General features: G+C 69.6%; 19 protein-coding genes. 15 read left to right on the forward strand and 4 right to left on the reverse strand.

Annotated elements, in window-relative coordinates; all coding sequences use genetic code 11:
• Nucleotides 1-10 precede the first annotated feature (10 nt).
• The 6 genes from ACFWNN_RS07565 to ACFWNN_RS07590 are packed head-to-tail and all read left to right on the forward strand — an operon-like array spanning nucleotide 11 to nucleotide 6,580.
• On the forward strand, nucleotides 11-907 hold the full coding sequence (locus ACFWNN_RS07565; protein ID WP_382439053.1) for a UbiA family prenyltransferase: 897 nt from the start codon (nucleotides 11-13) through the stop codon (nucleotides 905-907).
• Nucleotides 904-1,728: an arylamine N-acetyltransferase gene (locus ACFWNN_RS07570; protein WP_382439054.1), complete on the forward strand. Its 825-nt coding sequence runs from the start codon at nucleotides 904-906 to the stop codon at nucleotides 1,726-1,728. The genes ACFWNN_RS07565 and ACFWNN_RS07570 overlap by 4 nt, the downstream gene beginning before the upstream one ends.
• Nucleotides 1,725-3,755 (forward strand): aminodeoxychorismate synthase component I, encoded by a 2,031-nt coding sequence (pabB, locus tag ACFWNN_RS07575; protein WP_382439055.1) that lies wholly within the window; start codon nucleotides 1,725-1,727, stop codon nucleotides 3,753-3,755. Before ACFWNN_RS07570 ends, pabB begins: the two co-directional genes overlap by 4 nt.
• Nucleotides 3,752-4,501 (forward strand): aminotransferase class IV, encoded by a 750-nt coding sequence (locus ACFWNN_RS07580; RefSeq protein WP_382439056.1) that lies wholly within the window; start codon nucleotides 3,752-3,754, stop codon nucleotides 4,499-4,501. Before pabB ends, ACFWNN_RS07580 begins: the two co-directional genes overlap by 4 nt.
• 15 nt (nucleotides 4,502-4,516) lie before the next feature.
• Entirely contained in the window at nucleotides 4,517-5,422 is a 906-nt protein-coding gene (locus ACFWNN_RS07585) for a diiron oxygenase (protein WP_382439057.1), read from the forward strand.
• Between the two features lie 6 nt (nucleotides 5,423-5,428).
• The gene (locus ACFWNN_RS07590) at nucleotides 5,429-6,580 is read left to right on the forward strand and encodes a 3-deoxy-7-phosphoheptulonate synthase class II (protein WP_382439058.1); all 1,152 of its coding nucleotides are present in this window, start codon (nucleotides 5,429-5,431) and stop codon (nucleotides 6,578-6,580) included.
• 36 nt (nucleotides 6,581-6,616) lie between these two features.
• On the opposite strand, the gene ACFWNN_RS07595 is transcribed toward ACFWNN_RS07590, so the two are convergent.
• Both ACFWNN_RS07595 and ACFWNN_RS07600 read right to left on the reverse strand, forming a co-directional pair.
• Complete coding sequence (locus tag ACFWNN_RS07595; RefSeq protein WP_382439059.1) at nucleotides 6,617-8,266, reverse strand: carbamoyltransferase N-terminal domain-containing protein; 1,650 nt, start codon at nucleotides 8,264-8,266, stop codon at nucleotides 6,617-6,619.
• 38 nt (nucleotides 8,267-8,304) lie between these two features.
• Complete coding sequence (locus ACFWNN_RS07600) at nucleotides 8,305-9,534, reverse strand: cytochrome P450 (protein WP_382439060.1); 1,230 nt, start codon at nucleotides 9,532-9,534, stop codon at nucleotides 8,305-8,307.
• A 170-nt stretch (nucleotides 9,535-9,704) separates the two neighbouring features.
• Between ACFWNN_RS07600 and car the strand changes: the two genes are divergently transcribed.
• The 5 genes from car (at nucleotide 9,705) to ACFWNN_RS07625 (ending at nucleotide 17,041) form a co-directional block, all read left to right on the forward strand.
• Nucleotides 9,705-12,881 (forward strand): carboxylic acid reductase, encoded by a 3,177-nt coding sequence (gene car, locus ACFWNN_RS07605; protein WP_382439061.1) that lies wholly within the window; start codon nucleotides 9,705-9,707, stop codon nucleotides 12,879-12,881.
• Nucleotides 12,874-14,277, forward strand: a complete 1,404-nt coding sequence (locus tag ACFWNN_RS07610; protein WP_382439062.1) for a GMC family oxidoreductase — start codon at nucleotides 12,874-12,876, stop codon at nucleotides 14,275-14,277. Before car ends, ACFWNN_RS07610 begins: the two co-directional genes overlap by 8 nt.
• Before the next feature lie 90 nt (nucleotides 14,278-14,367).
• On the forward strand, nucleotides 14,368-15,024 hold the full coding sequence (locus tag ACFWNN_RS07615; RefSeq protein ID WP_382439063.1) for a transcriptional regulator: 657 nt from the start codon (nucleotides 14,368-14,370) through the stop codon (nucleotides 15,022-15,024).
• Nucleotides 15,024-15,935, forward strand: a complete 912-nt coding sequence (locus ACFWNN_RS07620; protein ID WP_382439064.1) for an ornithine cyclodeaminase family protein — start codon at nucleotides 15,024-15,026, stop codon at nucleotides 15,933-15,935. The genes ACFWNN_RS07615 and ACFWNN_RS07620 overlap by 1 nt, the downstream gene beginning before the upstream one ends.
• Complete coding sequence (locus ACFWNN_RS07625; RefSeq protein ID WP_382439065.1) at nucleotides 15,932-17,041, forward strand: alanine racemase; 1,110 nt, start codon at nucleotides 15,932-15,934, stop codon at nucleotides 17,039-17,041. The genes ACFWNN_RS07620 and ACFWNN_RS07625 overlap by 4 nt, the downstream gene beginning before the upstream one ends.
• A gap of 4 nt (nucleotides 17,042-17,045) precedes the next feature.
• Here the strand turns inward: ACFWNN_RS07625 and ACFWNN_RS07630 are convergent, their stop codons facing one another.
• Entirely contained in the window at nucleotides 17,046-17,741 is a 696-nt protein-coding gene (locus ACFWNN_RS07630) for a GntR family transcriptional regulator (protein WP_382439170.1), read from the reverse strand.
• Nucleotides 17,742-17,848: 107 nt separating this feature from the next.
• On the opposite strand from ACFWNN_RS07630, the gene ACFWNN_RS07635 reads away from it, so the two are divergent.
• The 3 genes from ACFWNN_RS07635 to ACFWNN_RS07645 are packed head-to-tail and all read left to right on the forward strand — an operon-like array spanning nucleotide 17,849 to nucleotide 20,823.
• The gene (locus ACFWNN_RS07635) at nucleotides 17,849-19,105 is read left to right on the forward strand and encodes an MFS transporter (protein ID WP_382439066.1); all 1,257 of its coding nucleotides are present in this window, start codon (nucleotides 17,849-17,851) and stop codon (nucleotides 19,103-19,105) included.
• 25 nt (nucleotides 19,106-19,130) lie between these two features.
• Nucleotides 19,131-20,510, forward strand: a complete 1,380-nt coding sequence (locus ACFWNN_RS07640; protein ID WP_382439067.1) for an acyclic terpene utilization AtuA family protein — start codon at nucleotides 19,131-19,133, stop codon at nucleotides 20,508-20,510.
• Entirely contained in the window at nucleotides 20,503-20,823 is a 321-nt protein-coding gene (locus tag ACFWNN_RS07645; protein ID WP_382439068.1) for a DUF4387 domain-containing protein, read from the forward strand. The genes ACFWNN_RS07640 and ACFWNN_RS07645 overlap by 8 nt, the downstream gene beginning before the upstream one ends.
• Here ACFWNN_RS07645 and cmdF read toward each other — a convergent pair.
• Entirely contained in the window at nucleotides 20,820-22,391 is a 1,572-nt protein-coding gene (cmdF, locus tag ACFWNN_RS07650; RefSeq protein WP_382439069.1) for a tyrosine 2,3-aminomutase, read from the reverse strand. The two genes, ACFWNN_RS07645 and cmdF, sit on opposite strands and share 4 nt — an antisense overlap.
• A 278-nt stretch (nucleotides 22,392-22,669) precedes the next feature.
• Here cmdF and ACFWNN_RS07655 point away from each other — a divergent pair, with 278 nt between their 5' ends.
• On the forward strand, nucleotides 22,670-23,926 hold the full coding sequence (locus ACFWNN_RS07655) for a diaminobutyrate--2-oxoglutarate transaminase (protein WP_382439070.1): 1,257 nt from the start codon (nucleotides 22,670-22,672) through the stop codon (nucleotides 23,924-23,926).
• The last annotated feature ends 13 nt before the right edge of the window (nucleotides 23,927-23,939 follow it).

Consider the following 23,939-nt stretch of genomic DNA (forward strand, 5'->3'; position numbering starts at 1 on the left):
TGGGGAACTGATGCTGCACAAGATATCCGCGGGCGTCGTCACGAAGAGCCCGGACTCGATCCGCTCGTACCTGCTGCTGATGCGGCTGGACCGGCCGACGGGGTACATGCTCTACCTGTTGCCGGGCCTGTGGGCCGTCGTCTTCGCCTTCCAGGACGCGTCCGACCTGATCGCGGTGGCGGCCGTCGCCATCGCCGCCGTGCTGATCCGCGGTTTCGCCTGCGCCAGCAACGACGTGACCGACGTGGAGATCGACCGGCGGGTCGCCCGCACGGTCGGCAGGCCCGTCGCGGCGGGCACGATCAGCGTCCGCAACGGGGTCCTGTGGGCCGCCGCGCAGGCCGTCGCCGCGTTGCTCGTGCTGGCGGTGGCGAACTTCCAGACGGTGCTGGTCGCGCTGGCCACCTACCCGTTGATCGTCGCCTACCCGTTCATGAAGCGCTTCTTCGTCTGGCCCTCGGCGTTCCTCGGGCTGGTGATGAGCACCTACGTGTTCGTGGGCTGGACGGCGGCGACCGGGAACGCCGACTACCCGCCGCAGGTGTACGGCCTCTACGCGGCCGGCACGTTCTGGACGATGATCCACGACGCGATCTACTCCCACCAGGACAAGGAGTACGACCGCAAGATCGGGGTCAAGTCGTCGGCGTTGCTGTTCGGCGGCTCCACCAAGGTGTGGCTCGCGTTCTTCGGTCTGCTCAGCCTCACGGGCGTCATCTGGGCCGCGTCCCTGACGACCATAGGGTGGGCGTTCTACGTGGTGGTCGTGCTCGCCGCGGCCTACCTGGGCTACCTGATCAAGCGGGTGGACCTCGACGACCCGAAGGCGTGCTGGGACACGTTCTGCGCCAACACGAACTACGGCTGGCTCGTGCTCGCCGCCCTGATCGCCGGGCAGCTCACGTGACGGGCCTGTGGCAGGGCGACGGGGTCGACCTGGACGCCTACCTCGCGCGCGTCGGGTTCGAGGGCGAACCGGCGGCGGACCTGGCGACGTTGCGGGGCCTGCACACCGCGCACGTGGACGCGATCCCGTTCGACAACCTCGACGCGCTGCTCGGGCGGACCGAGGTGCCGCTGGACATCGCCCGCGTCCAGGACAAGCTCGTGCGGCAGGGCCGTGGCGGCTGGTGCCTGGAGCAGGTCGCGCTGATGGCGGCCGTGCTGGACCGCATCGGGTTCACGTTCACGGCGTTCGCCGGACGGACGCGGATCCGCACCGGGAACCCGTTCGGGCCCGCGTTGCACGTGGCGCTGGCCGTCGAGGTCGAAGGCGAGACCTGGCTCCACGACGTGAGTTTCGGCGCGCACGGCTTGCACGAGCCGATCCAGCTTCGTGCGGGTGCGCGGCTGGACGGTGACTTCTCGTTCGAGGTGGCGCGCGAGTCCTCCGGCGAGTTCGTGCTGCGGTTCCTGCGTCCTGAGGGCGCGGCCGAGCTGTACGGCTTCACCACGGACGCGCGTTATCCGTCGGACTTCGAGCTGCTGAACCACTTCTGCCTCACGCACCCGCGGTCGCCGTTCAACCACCGGATGATCCTCCAGCGCACGCAGGCGAAGGTCCGGCACCTGCTGGCCGGCACCACGCTGATGGAGATCCGGGCGGGCGAGACGTCGTCGCGCGAGCTCGACGAGGCCGAGGCGCTGGCCGTCACCGAGGAGATCTTCGGCATCGCGCTGGCGCCGGACGACGTCCGGACACTCCGCAAGACCTTGGCCGGCCCATGACGCGAACCCTGCTGGTCGACAACTACGACTCCTACACCTTCAACCTGTTCCAGCTGATCGCCGAGATCAACGGCCGCGAGCCGACGGTCGTGGTCAACGACGACCCGGCGTTGCTGGACCTGCGGCTGGAGGACTTCGACAACATCGTCGTGTCCCCCGGTCCCGGCCGCCCGCAGAACCCCCGGGACATCGGCCTGGTCGGCGATCTGTTGCAGCGCACCACGTTGCCGGTGCTCGGGGTGTGTCTCGGGCACCAGATCATCGGGCACCTGGCGGGCGCCTCGGTGGGCGCCGCGCCCGAACCCCGGCACGGGCACCTCGCCAAGGTCTCGCACGAGGGCGACCCGCTGTTCGCGGGCGTGCCGCGGGAGTTCGTGGCGGTGCGCTACCACTCGCTCAGCGTGCAGGAGCCGTTGCCTTCTTCGCTCGTCCCGATCGCGTGGGCGGACGACGGCGTGCTGATGGCGTTGCGGCACCGGGACCGGCCGCAGTGGGGCGTGCAGTTCCACCCCGAGTCGGTCGCGTCCGGCTACGGCCGCGAGATCCTGCGCAACTTCGCCGAGCTGACCCGGCAGGCGTCGGCGCCCGTCGAGGAACTGGGTCTTGTCAGCGCCGTGGTTCCTGTCTGCGACGCCGAGTCGACCTTCTTGGAGCTGTTCGGCGAGAGCGAGCACTGCTTCTGGCTCGACAGCAGCCGGGTCGAGACCGGGCTCTCGCGGTTCTCGTTCCTGGGCGACACGACCGGGCCGCTCAGCGAGGTCGTCACCTACCGCACCGGCAGCGGCGTCGTGCAGGTGCGGGACGGCCGCGGGGCGCACGAGGTCCCCGGCAGCGTGTTCGACTTCCTGGACCAACGGCTGCGCGAGCGGCGGATCCCCGACACCACGCTGCCGTTCGACCTGACCGGCGGCTACGTCGGCTACTTCGGGTACGAGCTGCGCGAGGAGTGCGGCGCCACGGTCCGGCACCGGGCCGAGACCCCGGACGCGGCCTGGATGTTCGCCGACCGGATCGTCGCGGTCGACCACCAGGCGGGCCTGAGCTACGTGGTCGCCGTGCACGACTCCGCAGGCCGGGACGCCGCCCAGGCGTGGGTCGACCAGACCGCGTCCGTCCTCAGTGGACTGCCTTCGACCGAGGAACCTCCCGCCGTACCCGCCGGGCCGGTCGACGCCGAGGAGTTCCTGGTCCGCGACCAGGCCCAGTACCTGGCGGACATCGAGGAGTGCCAGCGGCAGCTGCGTCTCGGCGAGAGCTACGAGATCTGCCTGACGAACAAGCTGCACCTGCCGTTCCGCGACGACGACACCTCGTTCTACCTGCGGCTGCGCCGGTCGAACCCGGCGCCGTACGCCGCGTTGCTGCGGCTCGGCGACATGACGGTGTTCTGCTCGTCGCCGGAACGGTTCCTGCGCATCGAACGGGACCGCTCGGTCACCAGCAAGCCGATCAAGGGCACCGCTCCCCGCGACGCAGACCCGGTGCGGGACGCGGAGATCGCGGCCACGCTCGCGTCGAGCGCCAAGACGCAGGCGGAGAACCTGATGATCGTCGACCTGCTGCGCAACGACCTCGGCCGGGTGTGCGAGGTGGGCAGCATCGACGTGGATCCCTATCTGGCCGTGGAGAGCTACCAGACCGTGCACCAGCTGGTGTCCACTGTGCACGGACGGCTGAAGGACGACGTCAGCGCCATGGACTGCGTCCGGCAGTGCTTCCCGGGCGGGTCGATGACGGGGGCGCCGAAGCTGCGCACCATGGAGATCATCGACGGCTTGGAGACCGAGGCCCGCGGCGTGTACTCCGGGACTTTGGGGTACTTCGGGTTGTCGGGCGGCACGGACCTGAACATCGTGATCCGCACGGCGGTCCGGGTCGGTGACCGGCTGTCGATCGGGGCGGGCGGGGCGATCGTGCTCGACTCCGACGCGCAGGAGGAGTACGAGGAGATGCTGCTCAAGGCGGCGGCCTCGTTGCGGGCGTGGCGGGCGCCGGCCGTGTCGGACGCGGGTGGTGTGCAGCGGTGAGCCGGCGGTGGTGGGACGGCGGGTGGACGGAGGCCGACGACTCGGGCGTGGTGCGGGTCATCGACTCGTGGCTCGTGGAGGACGGGCGGGTGCGCGGCCTCGGCCTGCATTTCCGACGCTTCGCCGACGCCTGCCGCCGGTTCGCTGAATGCTCCGCGCCCCACCTCCCCTGGACTTCCTTCTCCCCACCCCCCACCGACGCTTTCCTCCAAGCCGTTGCCGAAGCAATCCCCGCCCAGGGCCGGTGGTTCCCGCGCGTCGAACTAGTCGACATCGGCTCTCGCAAGCGGTTGCGGCTGTGGCTGCGCCCCGCTCCCCCGCGCACCAAGACCGTCCGGCTGTGGACCTCAGGCCCCGACCGCCGATCTAATCCCACAATCAAAGGCGTCGACCTCGACCACCTCGCCTCCCTCCGTGCGACCGCCATCGCAGCAGGTGCCGACGAGGCGTTGATCCTCTCCCCCAATGGACATGTGCTCGAAGGCTCGACGACCAGCATCGTCTGGTGGCGCGGCGACACGCTCTGCGGCCCGCCCCTCGACGCGGTACTGCCCGGCGTCACCCGCGCCCTCCTCGGCCCGATCGCCGAAGAACTGGCCACTCCGGCCGACCTCGCAAGCGTTCCCGTGTGGACGGTCAACGCCCTGCACGGCATCCGGCCGGTCACCGCGGGCCTGGGCGCCGAACCGGACCTGCGGCTGGCGCAGCGCTGGCAGGACGCACTCGTCTCCGTGCCGATCACGTGAAGGAGGTTCCACCCGATGTCCGCTGACTTCGAGCGCGACCTGCTGGTCCAGCTGACCGAGCGCTGGGGCAAGCGGGTGGCCGTCAAGAAGGACGAGCTCGACCTGGACGGGCATTTCGACGCGTCGTTGCCGGACTTCCCCGAACACCTCGTGCCCGTGCTCGCCCTGCCCGGCGCCGAAAAGCTCGACCGCGACGCGAAAGAGCGCATCCTGTCCGCCGCGTGGATCGCCTACAACGCCAAGACCGCGGCCATCGAGGACGAGATCATCCTGCCCGCGTGCCGATTGATGCTCCAGGACCGGATTCCGGTGCGCCGGGACGACATCGCGGTGGACGCGCTGCACCAGACCATCATCGACGAGCACTACCACATCCTCATGTGCCACAACGCCGTCGGCGTCACGCGCCGGCGCCGGGACCTGCGGGACGTGCGGTTCAAGCCGGGTGTGTGGTCGGTGGTGCAGGGCCGGGAGAAGGCACGGGCAGGGCTGCACGGGTTCGACCGGGACGTCGTCGACATCGCGTTCTCGCTGGCGGCGGAGACGACGATCAGCGGGTTCCTCTCGACCCTGTCGACGGCGCACGACATCCAGCCGATGAACCGCATCACCACCGACATGCACCGCCGCGACGAGAGCGGGCACGCGGTGGTGTTCCGCGAGCTGTGCGGGTCGCTCTACCGGAGCTTGGACGGTGGGCAGCAGCAGATGTTCCGCGAGGCGCTCGTGGACGGGCTGACGGCGTTCCGGTCGGCCGACCTGGAGCCGTGGGTGGCGGTGGCGGCGGAAGGCGGGTTCGAGATCGGCACCGACCAGCTGCGCGAGTGGGCGGCGGCACGGCCCGTGCCCAAGCGCGACACCGGCCCGTTGCAACTGCTGCTCGACGACCTGGGCATCAGCCACGACCTCGTCAAGACGTGAGGACCCATGAGCGACGGCACGGTCGAAACGGTCCCGGACTGGCGGACGCTCGTCGCCCGCCAGCGGCCACCGTGGCCGGACGAGGCACGGCTGGGCGAGGTGGTGGCGGATCTCGCGGCCTCTCCCCCACTCGTCACACCCGAGGAGTGCGACGCGCTCACCGCCCGGCTCGCCGAAGTCGCGGCGGGCAGGGCGTTCCTGCTGCAGGGCGGTGACTGCGCCGAACGGCTCGACCAGCTCTCCGCGCCCGCGATCGAACGCAAGCTCGGCCTGCTGCGGAGGATGGCCGCGATCCTCCCGCTCCCGGTCGTGACCGTCGGCCGGATCGCCGGTCAGTACGCGAAACCGCGGTCCTGGCCGACCGAGACCGTCGACGGCCGCGCACTGCCGGTGTACCGGGGTGACGCGGTGAACGGCACTGCCTTCACCGAAGCCGAGCGGCGGCCCGACCCCGATCGTCTCAAAAGCGTGTATGAGGCGTCGAAGTACACAGTGGACGTTCTGCGCGGCGGAATGTTCGTGAGCCACGAGGGTTTGCTGCTCGACTACGAGGAGGCGCTGACCCGGCGTGACCCGCGCACGGGCCGCAGGTACGCGGGCAGCGGGCACCTGCTGTGGATCGGCGACCGCACCCGGCAGCTCGACGGCGCGCACGTCGCCTACTTCGCGTCCATCGACAACCCCATCGCGGTCAAGCTCGGCCCGTCCGCGACGCCCGAGCACGCGCTGGCGTTGATCGACCGGCTCGACCCCGACCGCACGCCGGGCAGGCTGACGTTCGTCGTGCGGCTGGGCGCCCGCCGCGTGCGGGACCTGCTGCCGGAGCTGGTGGAGAAGGTCAACGCGTCCGGCGCGTCCGTGGTGTGGGCGTGCGATCCCATGCACGGCAACACCTTCCAGGCGCCCAGCCGGCACAAGACGCGGCGGTGCGAGGACGTGCTCGCCGAGATCACCGGGTTCGTGGAGGTCCACCGTGCGCTCGGCACGCACGCGGGCGGCCTGCACGTGGAACTGACCGGCGAGGACGTGACCGAGTGCGTCGGCGGCGGCCTCACCTTCGACGACCTGCACCGCAACTACACCTCGGCGTGCGACCCGCGGCTCAACGCCGGTCAGTCGCTCGAACTGGCGTTCCTGGTCGCCGACCTGCTCCGCTGACGAACGGGCGCGAGTCGCCTCGCGCCCGTCCACACCTCAGCTTTCGTTGGTGTAGAGCACGCCCTCGGACCAGATGTACCTGGTACCGCCCCACTTCGCCGCCGACTCGACGTCGGGGAAGAAGCCGCTGCCCTCCAGGTTCGCGCTGGTGTTGCACAGCACTGGAACCCCGCTGATCTCCGCGTAGTGCTTCAAGACGCGGACGGTGGCGGTGTCCTGAGTGGACTTGATGGTCTGCAAACGGGCGGTGCCGTCGAGGTGCACGATTGCCGGGACGCGCTCGGCCCAGCCCGGCCGCATGCGGTGCTCGAAGATCATGAACGGGTCGGGCGTGCCGGGGTCGAAGACCTCGGGTGCGCGCTCCTCCAGGCATATCGGCGCGACCGGGCGGTACGAGGCGCGGTTCTTGATGTCGTTGAGGACGTCCTTCATCCGCGTGCTGGTCGCGGGCGCGATGATGCTGCGGTTGCCCAGCGCGCGCGGACCGAGTTCGGCGCGGCCGGAGAGCACCACTACCGGTTCGTCCTCGGTGTGCAGGAGCTCGGCCAGCTGCCGTTCGTCGCACGGCCGCGTGGTCCAGCCGTCCGGGAGGGTGCCGACGGTGATCTTCGGACCGCTGTAGACGTCCCACTCCAGCGCCGTGTGGCCGTTGAGGAACATCTCGCACGCCGCGGTGCCGATCGCCGCGCCGGCGTCGTTGGGGAACGGCGGGATGAAGACGTCCTGGAAGACGCCGCTGGCCCGGATCGCGGTGTTCCACTTGATGTTGAGCGCGCAGCCGCCGCCCATCACCAGGTTGTGGCCACCGCCGGGGAACCGGCTCTGCACGGCCTTGGTGAGCCGGTCGAGCAGTTGGTGGCCGAGGTAGGCCTGGTAGGTGGCGATGAGGTCCGCGTTGGACAGGCCCGGCATCAGCTCGTCGCGGTTCGCGGCGACCTTGTCCCCCAGCACGCCGACCCGGTCGACGGTGATGTCGCTGAGCTCGGCCATGAGCTTGTCGAACACGGCGAACGCGCCGGTGTCGACCGTGCCCTTCGCCGCGTACGCCATCGCCTTGCCCGCGACGGAGAGGTGGTGGCGGATCGCCGGTTCCGACGTCATGTCCTCGTACGGCCGCAGATACGGCTCGAACCGTGCGCAGAACGCCGCGAAGCTGCCGCCGAAGACCGGCATGAGCGCCTCGACGAACGTCACCTCGCGGGTCTCCGCGCGGACCAGGTAGAGGCGCGGCGTGATGATGCCGTCCCACACCAGGACGAACGCGTCCTCGCCCCTGGCCGCGAACGGGCTGGAGACGTACGTGCCGATGAGGTGGTTCGCGACGTGGTGGTAGCTCGCGTACTCGCCGAGGCCGTGGCCGCTGAAGGTGTGCCGTTGCAAGGGACTGCCGTCGGTTTCGACGTACGGCGCGACCTTCAGCTGGATCGGCTCGCCGCCCTCGGTGACGGCGACGACCACCTGGCCGTCGGCGTCGGTCGTGTACCAGCCGTCGACCACGAACTTGTCGATGTCGGAGAGCTTCAAGCCCTCGGCGGCCAGGATCTCGGCGACGCGTTCCATGCTCCCGAGGGAACTGTAGCGCTCACCGTTGTTCAGCTTCTCGATCTCGTAGCTGAAGAGAAGGCGACCGTCCTCGATGACCGCGACGCCACCGTCGTGTGATGCCTTGATTCCGCATATCCGCATTGGTCAGCCGCACCCTTTTCGGAAATGAGAGAAAGTGTCTACCGGAGTCGCACTGGCAGCGATTCGAGCCCGCGAATGATCGTGCTGTTGCGCCACCGCAGGTCGCCGGGGTCGGCGGCGAGCGTCATGGCCGGGAAGGCGTCGAGCAGCGAGTCGAACGCCATCTGCACCTCGATCCGCGCGAGCGGAGCGCCGAGGCAGTGGTGGATGCCGTGGCCGAAGGCGAGGTGGCCGGCGGCGGGCCTGCGGACGTCGAGCGCGTGCGGGTCCCCGAACCGTTCGGGGTCGCGGTTGGCCGACGCGATGGCGAGCAGCACGAAGTCGCCCGCCGGGATCTCGGCGTCGCCGACGGTCAGGTTCTCGGTGGCGCACCGGAACGTCGCGTGCTTGAGCGGGCTCTCCAGCCGCAGGAACTCCTCGACCGCGCCGGGCAGCAGCGTGCGGTCCTGGTGCAGGGCCTCCCACTGGTCGCGGTGGCTCATCAGGTGCAGCGTGCCGTTGCCCAGGGCGTTGAGGGTGGTCTCGAACCCGGCGATGAACATCAGGTACGCCGTCGAGATCAGTTCGGTCGTGGTCAGCCGGTCGTCGAGGTCGTGCGCCGCCACCAGGGCCGTGAGGATGTCGTCGGTGGTGGCGGTGCGCTTGCGTTCGACGAGGTCGCCCAGGTACTCGGCGACGGCGCCGGCCGCGGCGGTGGCCTGCTCCGGGGAGTGGCCGGAGACGAGCGCGCTGGACCAGTCCTTGAAGTTGCCCTGCTCCTCGACCGGCACGCCCAGCAGCAGGCAGATGACGCGGATCGGCAGCGGGAACGCGAAGGCGTCGAGGAAGTCGACCTCGTCGCGTCCGTCGAGCGCCTCGATCAGTTCGTCGGTGACCTGCTGGATCTGCGGCCTCAGCGCCTGGACCGCGCGCCCGGTGAAGGCCTTGCTGACGAGCTTGCGCAGCCGCGTGTGGTCCGGCGGGTCGGTGTGCATCATGTGGCTCGCGATGACCTTGGAGAACCCGCCGCGCTTGCCGCTGTCCGGTTCCTTCTGCGCGAACAGGCCGTCGATGCGGTTCAGGTCGGTGCTGAGCCTCGGGTCCGCGAACGCCGCGCGCACGGCGTCGTAGCCGGTGATCACCCAGACCGGCAGCCCGCCGATCAGCGGGACTCCCGGGGGCATCCGCACGCGGTGCGCGGGGCCCTCCTCGGCGAGCTTCGCGTACACCGAGTAGGGGTCCTGCACGAACGCTTCGTCGAGTTCCAGAAGGGCGGAATCGTGGTCCATCGGCACGTCCTCGGATTGCAGGAGTCCTCACCTGAATCCCTATCAAGGCCCACCGTTCGCCGCAATCATGCTTATCAAAAAGCCTAATTCGCGTCTCGAACGGCGTGACGGCCCTCTCTGCTGCTGCTACGGTGCATGATTACCGGGGCTGTTCTCACGCGGAGACAACATTGCGACTTGCGCAGGTAATGGCGGACGTCTTCGAGCGCTTCGGCGACCGGCCCGCGCTGGGGGAACGCGCGCGGGAGTTCGTACCGGATGCCGACGGCCGTGTCACCTCCCGGCTGCTGCCCCGCTACGACACGATCACCTACGCCGAGGTGTGGCGCCGCGTTCAGGCGTTGGCGGCCGAACTGCCTGCGGTGGCAGGTGATCGGGTGGCGTTGCTCGGGTTCACCAGCGCGGACTACGCGACGTTGGGGCTGGTGTGCGGATACCTGGGCGCGGTCAGCGTTCCGCTGCAGACCGGTGCGTCGGTCGAGGTGCTGGCCACGATCGCCGCGGAGACGTCGCCGGTGGTCGTGTGCTCCAGCGTCGAACGGCTGGACGTGGCCTGTGAGCTGGTGCGGCGGACGCCTTCGGTGCGGCGGCTGGTGGTGTTCGACTACCACCCGCAGGACTCGTCGCAGGCCGCGCGGTTCGCCGCCTGCTCCTCGCTGGACGTGGAAGTCGTTGCGCTGGCGGAGGTTCTGGAGCGCGGGGCTTCGTTGCCTCCGGTCCCGCCTCACGTTCCTGGCGACGACGAGGATCCGTTGGCGATGCTCGTGTACACCTCGGGCAGCACCGGTACGCCGAAGGGCGCGATCTACACCGAGCGGCTGGCGCGGGTGATGTGGGAGGACCGGGCTCGGCGGGACGGCCTGGTGAGCCTGAACTACGCGCCGCTGAGCCACATCGGCGGCCACTTCACGCTGACGAACGCCCTGGCGCGCGGCGGGTTGAGCTGCTTCACGGCCGGGAGCGACCTCTCGACGTTCTTCGAGGACGTCGAGCTGGTGCGGCCGACCGAGCTGTCGCTGGTGCCGCGGGTGTGCGAGATGCTGTACCAGCGCTACCAGGGCTCGGCGGATCGCACCGACCCCCTCGGCGGGCGGATCGTGTTCGCCGCGTGCGGTTCCGCGCCGCTGTCGGCCACGCTGCGCGAGTTCGTCGAGTCGCTGCTGGGCGTTCCGTTGTTCGACATGTACGGCTCGACGGAGGTCGCGGGCATCGCGATCAACGGCACCTTGATGAACCCGCCGGTGCTGGACTACAAGGTCGTCGACGTGCCCGAGCTCGGCTACTTCCGCACCGATTCTCCTCATCCTCGCGGCGAACTGCGGATCAAGGCCGACGGGATTCCCGGCTACTACCAACATCCCGAACTGACGGCGGATCTCTTCGACGAGGACGGTTACTACAAGACCGGTGACATCGTCGCCGAACTGGGCCCGCGCCGCATCTCGGTGGTGGACCGGCTCAAGAGCGTGTTGAAGCTGTCTCAGGGCGAGTTCGTGGCCCTGGCCCGGTTGGAGTCCGTGTTCGCCGCCAGTCCGTTGGTGCAGCAGATATTCCTGTACGGCAACAGCGAACGCTCGCACCTGGTCGCCGTCGTGGTGCCCATGCCGGACGCTCTGGGGCGGGCGGGACTCGACGACCTGCTGGCCGAGTCGTTCCGGGAGATCGCGCGGGCCGAGGGGCTCCAGTCGTACGAGGTCCCGCGTGGCCTGCTGATCGAGCCCGAACCGTTCAGCCAGGCCAACGGTCTCCTGTCGGACCAGCGCAAGCTGTTGTCCCCCAAGCTCGCCGAACACTACGGCCCGAGCCTGGAGCAGCTCTACGCCGAGATCGCGGACCGCGAGGCCCAGGAGCTGCTGGACCTGACCCGCGCCGGCCGCGACCGCCCGGTCTTGGAGACCGTCCAACGAGCGGTGCGCGCGTTGCTGGCAGTGGAGGTGCAGTCCTCAGCGCAGTTCCGCGACCTGGGCGGCGACTCGCTCTCGGCGGTGGCGTTGTCGAACCTGCTGCACGACACGTTCGGGCTGCGCGTTCCGGTCGACGTGATCATCAGCCCTGCCCACGACCTGCGGCAGGTGGCCGCCTACATCGAGGCCAAGCAGGGTGTTTCCGCGAGTCGACCCACGTTCGCGTCGGTGCACGGCACCGACGCTCTCGTGGTGGCCGCCGCGGACCTCACCCTCGACCGCTTTCTTCCCGCTCTCGCCCAGGATCTGCCCTCGGCGGGCGAGCCGCGCTGCGTGCTGCTGACCGGTGCGAGCGGGTTCCTCGGCCGCTTCCTGACGTTGGAGTGGCTCCAACGCCTCGCGTCCGTGGACGGCAAGCTGATCGCGGTGGTCCGCGGCACGGACCCGGAAGCCGCCCGGCAACGCCTGCTGGACTCGTTCGGCACCTCCGACCCCGAGCTGACCAGCACGGTCGACAAGCTGGCGGACCGCCTGGAGGTGCTGGCCGGTGACATCGCCGAACCGGGCCTGGGCGTGGACGCGGCGACGTGGGACCGGCTGGTGTCCGAAGTGGACCTGATCGTGCACGCGGGCGCCCTGGTGAACCACGTGCTGCCGTACAGCCACCTGTTCGACGCCAACGTCCTCGGCACCGCCGAGCTGATCCGGCTGGCGCTGACCTCTCGCCTCAAGCCGATCACGTACGTCTCCAGCGTGGCCGTGGCGCACGCCGGCCCTCCCCTGGACGAGGACGCCGACGTGCGTTCGCTGCCGCCGCAGCCCGTGGACGCCGGGTACGCCAGCGGGTACACGACGAGCAAGTGGGCGGGCGAGGTGCTGCTGCGCGAGGCCCACGAGCAGTACGGCCTGCCGGTGACGGTGTTCCGCTCGACCATGATCCTCGCGCACTCGTCGTTCACCGGTCAGCTGAATCGCCACGACATGTTCAGCCGCCTGATGTTCAGCGTCCAGGCGTCCGGTGTGGCCCCGCGCTCGTTCTACCGCTCGGCCGACGCCCACTACGACGGTCTCCCGGTCGACTTCACGGCGGCGTCGATCGTCGAACTCGGCGGCAGGCCTGGCTACCGGACGTTCAGCCTCACCAACCCGCACGACGACGGCATCTCGCTCGACACGTTCGTGCGCTGGCTGATCGAGGACGGACACGCGATCGAGCTCATCGACGACTACGACGACTGGCTGGTCCGCGTCGAGGCGGCCCTGCGCGGCCTGCCGGAGTCGCAACGCCAGTACACGATCCTTCCGCTGCTGCACGGCTTCGCAGAGCCGGCGCCACCCGACCCGACCGTCCCGTCGGCCCGCTTCCACGAGGCCGTCGGCGACATCCCGCACCTGACCCGCCAGCTCATCCGCCAGTACGCACGAGGTCCCGAACTTGACTGACTACGACCACATCGTCGTGGGCGGCGGCAGCGCGGGCTGCGTGCTCGCCGCCCGCCTGTCCGAGCACTCCCACGTCCTGCTGATCGAAGCAGGCACCGCCACCCCGCCGACGGCCCCACCCGGCGCCTGGCTGTCCCTGCTCGGCTCTTCGGCCGACTGGCAGGACACCACCCTCCCGGAACCCGAACTGGGCAGGCCGATCTCCTGGCCGCGCGGCAAGGCGCTGGGCGGTTCGTCCGCCATCAACGGCATGATCTTCCTGCGCGGCCACCGCTCCAGCTACGCCTGGGGCAAGGGCTGGGAGTTCGACGACCTGCTGCCGTTCTTCCAGCGCAGCGAACACGCCCCGACCCGCGACCCCGCGTTGCGCGGCGTGGGCGGCCCGCTGCACGTCTCCCCTGCATCCCAACAACATCCGACAGCAGCGGCGTTCCTCGACGCGGCTGCGGAAGTGGGTTTCGGTCAGGCGACGGACATCAGCGGTGGCCTGGAGGAGGGCGTCGGCTGGGTCGACCTGAACATCGTCGACGGCGCCCGGCAGTCCGCCGCCGACGCCTACCTGCGCCCCGGTTCTTCCCTGACCGTGGTCGCGGACGCCCTGGTCCAGCGAGTGGTGTTGAGCGGCACCCGTGCCACCGGCGTCACCTACACCGTTGGCGGGCAACAACTCCAGGCGTCCGCCCCGTCGGTGATCCTGTGCGCGGGCACCGTCGGCACCGCCGAACTGATGCTGCGCAGCGGTCTCGGCCCCGCCGACCACCTCCGTGACCACGACATCGCCGTGCTCGCCGACCTCCCTGGCGTCGGCGCGAACCTGCACGACCACCCGCTGACGTTCGCGATGTACTCCGGCGCCCAGCCGATCCCGCCGGGCGCCTACAACAACATCGAGGTCCTGGGCCTGGTCCGCAGCGATCCCTCGCTGGAGTTCGCCGACCTGCAGATCGGTCTGTCCGCACCGGCCGGTGACAACCACTACGTGCTGCCGCTGTCGCTGATGACGCCGTTCAGCCGGGGCGAACTCCGCCTGTCCGGCAGTGGTGTTGCGTTGGCGCCGCGCTACCTGACCGACCCGCGGGACATGACCGCGATGGTCAACGGCATGCGGCTGCTGCGCGAGATCGGCGCGACCGACGCCCTCAGGCCGTGGCGCGGCGAGGAGGTGATGGCGGGCGGCGAGGAGCACATCAGGGCGACGGCCGGGCCGTACTACCACTACGTCGGCACCTGCAAGCTCGGTGAGGACGAGATGTCGGTGGTGGACCGGGACCTGCGGGTGCACGGCGTCGAGGGGCTGCGGATCGCGGACGCCTCGGTGATCCCGTCGATCCCGTCGGCCAACACCTACGCGACGGTGATCGCGATCGCGGAACGGGCCGCGAGCCTGCTCGCCTGACCGGGTCGTGGCGAGAGCCACATCGCGTTCGGCCGCACCGCGTGTGACACTCTGTCCAGCAAATGACAGTTTGTCCACGCGGAGGCATCGTTGTCCGACGTACCCGCGACCACCGCCGACGCGGTGTTCGCCGCACTGACGCCCGTGATCGAGGGCATCGCGGCGACCTTCGGCCGCAGCTGCGAGGTCGTGCTGCACGACTACCGCGACCAGGAGCACTCGGTGGTCGCGGTCGCGGGCTCCGTCACCGGCCGGCAGGCGGGCGACGCGATGAGCGAGATCGGCCTGCGCGTCCTCGCCGCCGGGGACGACGCCCGCACCGAGGTCGGCTACGTGACGCGGGCGCAGGACGGACGCGTGCTGAAGTGCACGACCGTGCCGTTGCGCGACGTCGACGGGACGTTGATCGGCGCGCTGTGCATCAACATCGACGTGTCCGCCATCAATCGCGCCACCGGGGTTCTCGCTGATCTGCTCGGGTTGTCCCCGACGGAGACGCCGGTGGCGTCCACGAACTTCTCCGGCGACCTGGACCAGGTGGTCGAGTCGCTCATCGAACGTGCCGAGCGGGCGCACGCGGTACCGGTGGCGTCGCTGGGCCGCGAAGAGCGGCTGAAGCTCGTCCGGGACCTGAACGACGCCGGCGTGTTCGCGTTGCGCGGGGCGCCGGGACGGGTCGCGGGACGGCTGGGCATCTCCCGCACCGCTCTGTACAACGACCTCGCCGAACTGAAGAAGGACGCGTGATGACCGCTTTCCTCTCCGAAGCCGAGTCCGCCGCTCTGGTCGACGACGAGCTCGCGCTCGCCGCCGCACGCGAGGCCTTTCTGGCCGCTGCCAAGGGGTCCACGTTCCCGGTCGTGATCGGTCGTTCGTCCACACCGGACACCCGGTTCACGCTCAAGTCCGGTTCGGCGGGCGAGCTGGTGGGTGTGAAGATCGGCAGCTTCTGGCCGGGCAACGTCGACCTGCCCAGGCACAGCTCGACGATCGTGCTGCTCGATCCCGCCACGGGACGGCTGAGCGCGGTGGTCGAGGCCGCTGCGGCCAACGCGTACCGCACGGCCGCGGCCGACGCGCTCGCCGTGCAGGCGTTGGCCCGCGCAGACTCCCGCACGCTGACCGTGATCGGCACGGGCCACCAGGCGTTGCACGAGGTTCGGGCGGTGAGTCGGGTCCGGCCGATCGAACGGGTCCTCGTCGTCGGCCGGCGTGCCGCAACGGCCTTCGCCGAGCGGGTGACCGCGGAGACCGGGCTGCCCGCCGAGGCCACCGACGCCAGGACCGGGGTCGCGGCGGCGGATGTGCTCGTGACGGCCACGACCGCGCGTGAGCCGTTGTTCGACGCTTCGTGGGTGGCGCCGGGCACGCACATCTCCGCGATGGGCGCGGACGGGCCGGGCAAGCAGGAGCTGCCCACCGAGCTCCACTCGAACGCGCTGCTGTTCTGCGATCTGCCGGACCAGTCCACGACGATCGGCGAGTTCCAGCACGCCCAGGGCGTCACGCCGACAGCACTCGGGGCCGTACTCACCGGCGAGGCCGCCGGCCGGACCTCTCGGGACGACGTGACGGTTTTCGACAGCTCCGGTTTCGCCCTGCAGGACCTCACTCTCGCCGCAGCGTTGCTGCGCCGCGCCGCCGGAGACGTCAAATGACCACCGTGGACACACCCGACACGCCGTTCGCCGTGGTCGACGCCGACCGGTTGGAACGCAACGCGGCCAGGCTGCGCGACCGTCTGGACGGCCTCGGGGTGCCGTTGCGGTTGCACGTCAAGACGTGCAAGTCGGTCGAGGTCGCCGCGCGGGTCCAGGAGGGCGGGCCGATCACGGTGTCGACGCTCGCCGAGGCCGAGCACTTCGCCGACGCGGGCTACCGCGACATCCTCTACGCGGTCGGCCTCGACCCGCACAAGCTGCCGCGCGTCGCCGCCCTGACGCGCCGGGGCGTGACGCTCACGGTGCTGCTCGACAGCCTCGCGCAGGCCGAGGCGCTCACCGAGTTCGCCGAGCGGGAGAACCTCCGCGTGCCCGCCCTGGTCGAGATCGACTGCGACGGCCACCGCGGCGGCGTGCAGGCCGACGATCCGGTCCTCGTCGAGATCGGCCGGACGCTCGGGCCCAACCTCGCGGGCGTGCTCACCCACGCCGGCGAGTCCTACTTCGCCTACACCCCGGAGGCGCTGCGCGCGGCCGCCCAGCACGAGCGGGACGTCGCCGTCGCGGCCGCGGAAGCGTTGCGCGCCAACGGACTCGACTGCGCGATCGTCAGCGTCGGGTCGACCCCGACCGCGCACGCGGCGACCGACCTGAGCGGTGTCACCGAGGTCCGCGCGGGCAACTACGTCTTCTTCGACCTCGTCATGGCGGGCATCGGTGTGTGCGACGTCGACGACCTCGCACTCTCCGTGGTCGTCACGGTGATCGGCCACCGTCCCGACAAGAACTGGGTGCTGACCGACGGCGGCTGGATGGCCACCTCCCGCGACCGGGGCACGCAGGCGCAGGCCGTCGACCAGGGCTACGGCCTCGTGGCGGACGTGCGGGGCACCCTCATCCCCGGCCTGCTCATGACCGGCGCGAGCCAGGAGCACGGCGTGCTGAGCACCAGGAACGGCGGTCCGGTGCCGGACCTGCCGATCGGGACCCGGTTGCGCGTCCTGCCCAACCACGCCTGCGCCACGGCCGCGCAGCACGACCAGTACCACGTCGTTCGCGGCACAGCGGTCGAGGCGCTCTGGCCGCGTCTGCGCGGCTGGTGAGCACTCAGCGACGCAGGTCGTCCAGGCCACCCCGCACGTCGTCCATCGCGATCTGCTCGGCGGCCGCCGAGTCGCCCGCACGCAGGGCGCGCACGAGCGCACGGTGCCCGGCGTAGCGGTCGAGCCCGAACTCGTGGTTCTGGTGGACCCGTTCCAGCACCAGGCTCTTGCGCTCGGCGCGGGTGAACACCCTGGTCTGCTCCAGCAATCGCACCAGGACGGTGTTGTCCGCGCACGCCGCCACCGCGTCGTTGAAGCGTTGCATCGTGTCCAGCAGGGCGTTGAGGTGCCTGTCGACCGGACCGCCCTCGGCGTCGCGCTGCTTGATGACGATCAGCAGGTCGTCCGCGTCGTCCAGCACCGCGTCGAGTTCGTCGAGCTGGGCCGCGGTCGCGCGACGAGCGGCGAACCGGGCGATGAGGCCGCGCAACGCGATCTCCACCTCCGCGAGGTCCTCCACGGCCTCGGCGCCGATGTCCGCGACGACGACCGTCCGCGGCCCCGTCCTGGTGATCAGGCCGTCCTGCTCGAGCCGCCGGATCGCCTCCCGGACCGGGGTGGGACTCATCTCCAGCCGTTCGGCCAGGCCGCGTTCGGTGATCTTCTCGCCGGGAGCCAGCTGACCTGCGCCGATGGCTTCCTGCACCGAGCGGTAGGCCCGGCCGGCCAGCGTGTCGGACTGCGCGTCCTTGTCGACCATCACGAGCGCCGATACTACGACAAACCTCGAAGCTATTGCTTGCGCATTTTGCTATAGCATCCTAACTTGGGCACGCCGCGACGTTCCCGAGCCAACGGAGGCTTCCGATGTCGTCACTCGCCGCGCCGACCGAACGGCGGCTCACCAGGCGCATCACGTTCTTCGTCGCGCTCGCCGTGTTCGCCCAGGAGGCGACCTGGGACTTCTACGACGCCCAGGTGCCGCCGCTGCTGCGCGAACACATCGCCAGCACCGCGATAGTCGGCCTGCTCATGGGCATGGACAACCTGCTGGGCATCTTCGTCCAGCCGTGGATCGCCCACCGCTCGGACAACACCCGCACCCGCTGGGGCCGCCGAATCCCCTACCTGGCCGTGGGCATGCCGCTAGCAGCTCTGCTCTTCACCCTGATCCCGCTGGCCACGGCGTTGCCGGCACTAATCGCGATCATCTTCGTGTACTCGTTGGTGGGCAACAGCTTCAAGCCGATCGCCCAAGCATTGCTGCCGGACTTCATCGAGCCGGAACGCCGGGGCCGCGCAAACGCGGTGGTCAAGATCGCCTCCGGCCTGACGGTCGTGGTGTCCGCACTGATCAGCGCGGTGCTGGTGGACGACCACCCGAAGCTCGCCTTCACCGTCCCCGCCCTGCTCATGCTGACGTGCACCGCGGTCCTCGTGCTGCGCGTCCGCGACAACACGTCGAGGGCCTACCAGCTGGCGCTCACCGAGGACGCCGCTCAGGAGTCCCCGCAACGACTGCGAGACCTGGCGCGGGACATCCTCCGCGACCGGGACCGCAGCCGCCTGCTCGTCGTCACCGCCGTACTGCTGTTCGCCTCCGCCTGGTTCTCGTCGCGGTCTTTGTTCACCCCGTACGGCATGGAAACGCTGGGCCTGTCGCGAGGCGAGGCGGGCTCGCTGACGTTCCCGAGCGGCATCGCGTTCCTGACCGCCGCCTACCCCGCCGCCCTGCTGGCCGAACGAATCGGCCGCATCCGCACGATGACGATCGGCATGACCGTCTTCGGCACATCTCTCGGGTTGGGCACTCTCGTGCCGACACCAGTAGTCACGGTCGTGTCGTTCTGCGTAGCCGCCGCCGGAGCGTCCGGCTTCCTGATCAACGCCGCCGTCGTGCTGTGGAACCTGGCCCCGTCCGCCCGCGTGATCGGCGTCTACACGGGCCTGTACACGGTGAGCTGGGCCGCGGGCGGCTTCATCGGCCCCGGCGTCGTAGGCGCCATGGTCGACATCACCGGCTGGCGCTACATGCTCCTGGACATCGCCATCGTCACCGCTCTCGCCACCGCCGTGATCCTCCGCGTGGCCGTGCTGAGCCGCCGCCGTTCCATCTCGCTGTAGAACCGTTCCACCGAAAGGGAAATCCATGAGCGCTCCCGACGGAGCCGTGCGCGTCCTGACGCCCACCGGCATGCTAGGCGCCGGCTTCACCGAGTCCTCAGTGGACCGAGGCCTGGAGCTGGGCGCCGACGTCATCGCCGTGGACGGCGGCTCCACCGACTCGGGCCCGCACTACCTCGGCTCCGGCACCGCCAAGACCACCGCAGCAGCAGTAGCCCGAGACCTGCGCATCCTCCTCCGCGCCGCCGCCAAGGCCCGCATCCCGCTGATCGTCGGCTCCTGCGGCACCAGCGGCACCGACTCGGGCGTCACCTGGGTGGCCGGAATCGTCGAGGACATCCTGTGCGAGGAGCAGCTAGACCTGTCCGTAGCGACGATCTTCAGCGAACAAACCGCCGACTTCGTCAAGTCCCGTCTGCGCGAGAACGCCGTACATCCACTCGCACCAACGGGCCCACTCGATGAGACCACTGTGGACGACTGCACGCACATCGTCGGCATGATGGGCCACGAACCCATCGAAGAGGCCCTCCGAGCGGGCGCCAACGTGGTCCTGGCAGGCCGCGCGACCGACACCGCCCTAGCCGCCACTATCCCGTTGATGAGGGGCCTGCCCGCCGGCCCGGCCTGGCACGCCGCGAAGATCGTCGAGTGCGGCGGCCAGTGCACCACCAACCCACGAGCCGGCGGCGTCCTGGCCACGATCGATGATTCTGGTTTCACCATCGAACCCCTCGACCCGGAAGCCGCCTGTACGCCGATCTCCGTTGCGGCACACATGCTCTACGAAACGGTGAACCCGTTCCGCATGCGCGAACCGGCAGGCGAACTGGACGTCACCGACGCCACCTACACCGCGCTGGACTCCCGCCGCGTACGCGTAGAGGGCTCCCGCTTCCACCCCGCCCGGCACACGATCAAGCTGGAGGGCGCCCGCATCACCGGCTACGAGACGATGTCGTTCACGGCGATCCGCGACGAGCACATCCTCGCGAACATCGAGGAGTGGACCGACCTGTTCGTCAAGGTCTTCACCGGCCGAGTAACCCAGACCCTGGGCCTCGACACCGCCGACTACGCCTTCGACCTGCGCCGCTACGGCTACGACGCCGTCCTGGAGACCCTGGACCCGGCCACCCGCCCACCCCGGGAGGTAGGCGTGATGCTGCTGGTCCGCGCCAAGACCCAAAAACTGGCAACCGCCATCGCCAAGGTCGCGAACCCGCTGATGCTGCACCTCCCGACCCCGGACATGGACTACCTGCCGAGCCTCGCGTTCGCCACCTCCCCCGCCGAAACCGAACGAGGCGCGGTCTACGAGTTCGCGCTCCACCACGTCGTCGACACCCGCACCCCCACCGAGATGTTCCGCACCGAGCACCGAAAGGCCGTCACCCATGACTGAACAGCGCACGTTGGGCGACCTCGCCCTGGAGGTCCGGTCCAAGAACGCCGGACCGTTCTGGGTGACCATGGAACTGTTCATGCGGAACGAGGAGGGCTATGCACTGGCCGCCGAGATCGTCGACGCGAACCTCATCGCGTCGCTGTACGAGGTGCGAGCCGAGGACGTACAACTCTTCCACATCCCGTCGCTGAACGTCGTGAAGATCTCGTTCCCGCGCCCGACACCGCAGGGCGGGCTGCGCGACCGGGACGTCCACGCCGGCCAGCACCACGTCCCGCTGGCGTCAGTGCCCACCCGCGGGCACGGCTAGCTCTCACCCATCTGCGGCAGCAGTTCGCCCGCCTCCCCCAGAAGCAGGGTCTCCCGAATGGTGGCGAGGAAGTCCGACGCCACTCCCCCGCCGTCCTCGTAGGCGGGAGTAGTGGTGCCCAGCAACGTCAGCAGTCCGCGCACGCCGGGGCTGAACTGCTCGGCTCCCGTGATCGCCGAGGCCTGGTACACGGCGGCGACCAGCACGGAGACGATCGTCTGGACGTTGTCCGTCAGCTGGAGCGACTTGCGAGCCGCGATCAGGCCCATGCTCACGACGTCCTGGTTCTGGCCGTTCGACGGAATGGTCTTGATCGACGCGGGCGCTGCCAGGTCGAGGTTCTCCGACGCGATGCTCGTCGCCAAGTACTGCGCACCCTGCAGACCGCATGTCACGCCGGGCTCCCCGAGTGTGAGGAACGCCGGGTAGGTCTTGTTGAGATGCGGGTCGAGCAGGCGGTTGAGCTGCCGTTCGGCCAAGACTCCAATCTCGGTGACGGCGATGTTCAGGAAGTCGCTCGCCATCGCGACGTACTGACCGTGGAAGTGTCCCCCGTGGAACACCGTCTCCGGCGACTCGAAGATCAACGGGTTGTCGTTGCAGGAGTTCAGCTCCTCCTCGACGATGCGTCGGCAGTAGCGGATCGCGTCCACCACCGGCCCCAGGATCTGCGGCACGCACCGCACCGTGTAGGCGTTCTGGAGGTAGTTCCCGGCATCGACGAGCTCATCCCCCGACGCGTCCCTGACAAGGCGCATGACGTCCTCGTGTGTCACGGTCAGGGCGCTGCCCGCCAGCAGTTCGCTGATGATCTCGGCGACCTCCGACTGGCCGCGGTGGTTCTTGAGCTCGTGGCCGTACTTCTCGAATGCGCGCGTGGAGCCCCGCATGATCTGGATGAAGGCCGCCGAGGCCCACAGCGCCAGGCGGAGCAACCGTTCGGCTCGCACCAGCGCCAGCGACGCCGCGCCAGTCATGACCGACGTCCCGTTGATCAGTGCCAAGCCGTCTTTGTAGCCCAGTCGCACGGGCCGCAGTCCCAGGTCCGACAGGACTGTCGCCGAGTCCACGACCTCACCGCGGTAGCGCACCGCGCCCGCTCCGATCAGAGGAAGTGCCAGGTGCGACAACGGCGCGAGGTCGCCGCTCGCCCCGAGCGAACCCTGCTGCGGGACGACGGGGTGGATCCTCCGGTTGAGGAACTCGGCCATTAGCTCAAGCGCCTCGACGCTGACACCCGAGTACCCCTTGCTGAGACAGTTCAGCCGTGACAGGAGCGCGGCGCGCACCACGTCGTCGGGAAACAGCAGGCCCGCGCCGGCCGCGTGGCTGCGAAGCAGGTTCTCCTGGAGTTCTGCCTCGAACCTCGCGGGGACGCTCATGTGGACCATCTCGCCGAACCCGGTCGTGACTCCGTAGATCGGATGGCCTTCCGCTCCCCAGCGCTGGATGCGGTCGCAGCTCTCGGCCACGAGTTTGAGCTGGTCCTCGTCGATCCGCACGATCTCGCCGCCGACCGCGACGCGGTGAACGTCGTCGACGGTGAGGTCCTTCCCCCGAACTAGCACGATCTTCTCCCCTCTGGACTGCCGGACGAAACAACGGCCAACGGCCGTGGCACCGCTCCGACCTGCACGACAACGTTTGAGCAACGGACTGGCAACGGGAACTCGGCATCGTTGCGGCACAAACAGATCGACGAAAGCCCACGGCCGGAGAGGTGACTCGCACACGGGTTCACCACGGCACTCGCCGTGCCACTCCCCAGTGACACCACTGTGGACGGTTGCTCGCCTTCGGGCTGCTTTCTGCTCATGCGCCACCGATCCGAGAGAGGTGATCACGAATGCCGGGTACGACAGTGTTCGACCGTCACGAGTCGGAGGTGCGCAGCTACTGCCGAAGCTTTCCGGTCGTGTTCGAGCGCGCCGCCGGCCACCACCTCTGGGACGCAGACGGTCGTCAGTACGTGGACCTGCTCTCCGGCGCGGGCTCGCTCAACTACGGCCACAACCCGCCGAAGATCGTGAAGCGGGTCAGCGAGTACCTGGCGAGTGGCGGGCCGGTGCAGTCCCTCGACCTGCACACTCGGGCCAAAGCCGAGTTCCTGCACCGATTCGCGGACGAGGTACTGGAGCCCAGGGGGTTCGTCGACCACGTCATGCAATTCCCGGGACCGGCGGGCACGCTCGCGGTCGAGGCCGCTCTGAAACTGGCGAGGAAGGTCACCGGCCGGACGAACGTCGTGGCCTTCCAGGGCGGCTTCCACGGTGCCTCGCTCGGCTCGCTCGCCGCGACCTCGTCGCCGTTGCTCCGCAACGCCGCCGGAACGGCCCTGCCGAACGTGACGATCACCGCGTTCGACGACGGAACCGGCTCGCCCGACTCGTTGGACGCGCTGCGGACCACGTGCCGCAATACTCCTCCCGCGGCCGTCCTGCTCGAGACGGTCCAGGGTGAGGGCGGGCTCCACACAGCCTCGGCACAGTGGCTCAAGGCGGTGCGACAGATCGCGGACGAGGTCGGCGCGCTGGTGATCGTGGACGAGGTGCAGGCCGGTTGCGGCCGCACGGGAACGTTCTTCAGCTTCGAGCACGTCCCCGACTTCGACCCCGACCTGATCTGCCTGTCGAAGTCGTTGAGCGGCATGGGTCTTCCGATGGCGATGGTGGTGCTCAAGCGGCAGCACGACCTGTGGAAGCCCGGCGAGCACAACGGTACCTTCCGCGGTCACAACCTCGCCTTCGTCGCCGCGACGGCCGCACTCGACCACTGGGCCGACCCGGTGTTCGTCGCACGCACGCCGATACTCGGCATCGCGATCAGGGAGTCGCTGCTCGAAATCGCGACCGCGCTGCCGGACGGCGTGGTGACGCTCGCCGGGCGAGGCACGATGAGCGGTCTGCGCTTCGCGGACGCGGAGATGGCCGAACGCGTGCAGGCGGAACTGTTCCGCGCGTCGATCATCGCCGAGAGGTCGGGCGACGGCCGGGTGCTGAAGTTGCTGCCACCGCTCACGATGTCGCTGCCGGAGTGGTCGGAGATCGCGGCCAGGATCGCCGAGGTGACGCTCGACGTCGCCAGGCTCCGCGTACCCGTGTGACCGCACCGCGGAC

This window comes from Lentzea sp. NPDC058450 (genome assembly GCF_042721395.1).
Lineage (GTDB): Bacteria > Actinomycetota > Actinomycetes > Mycobacteriales > Pseudonocardiaceae > Lentzea.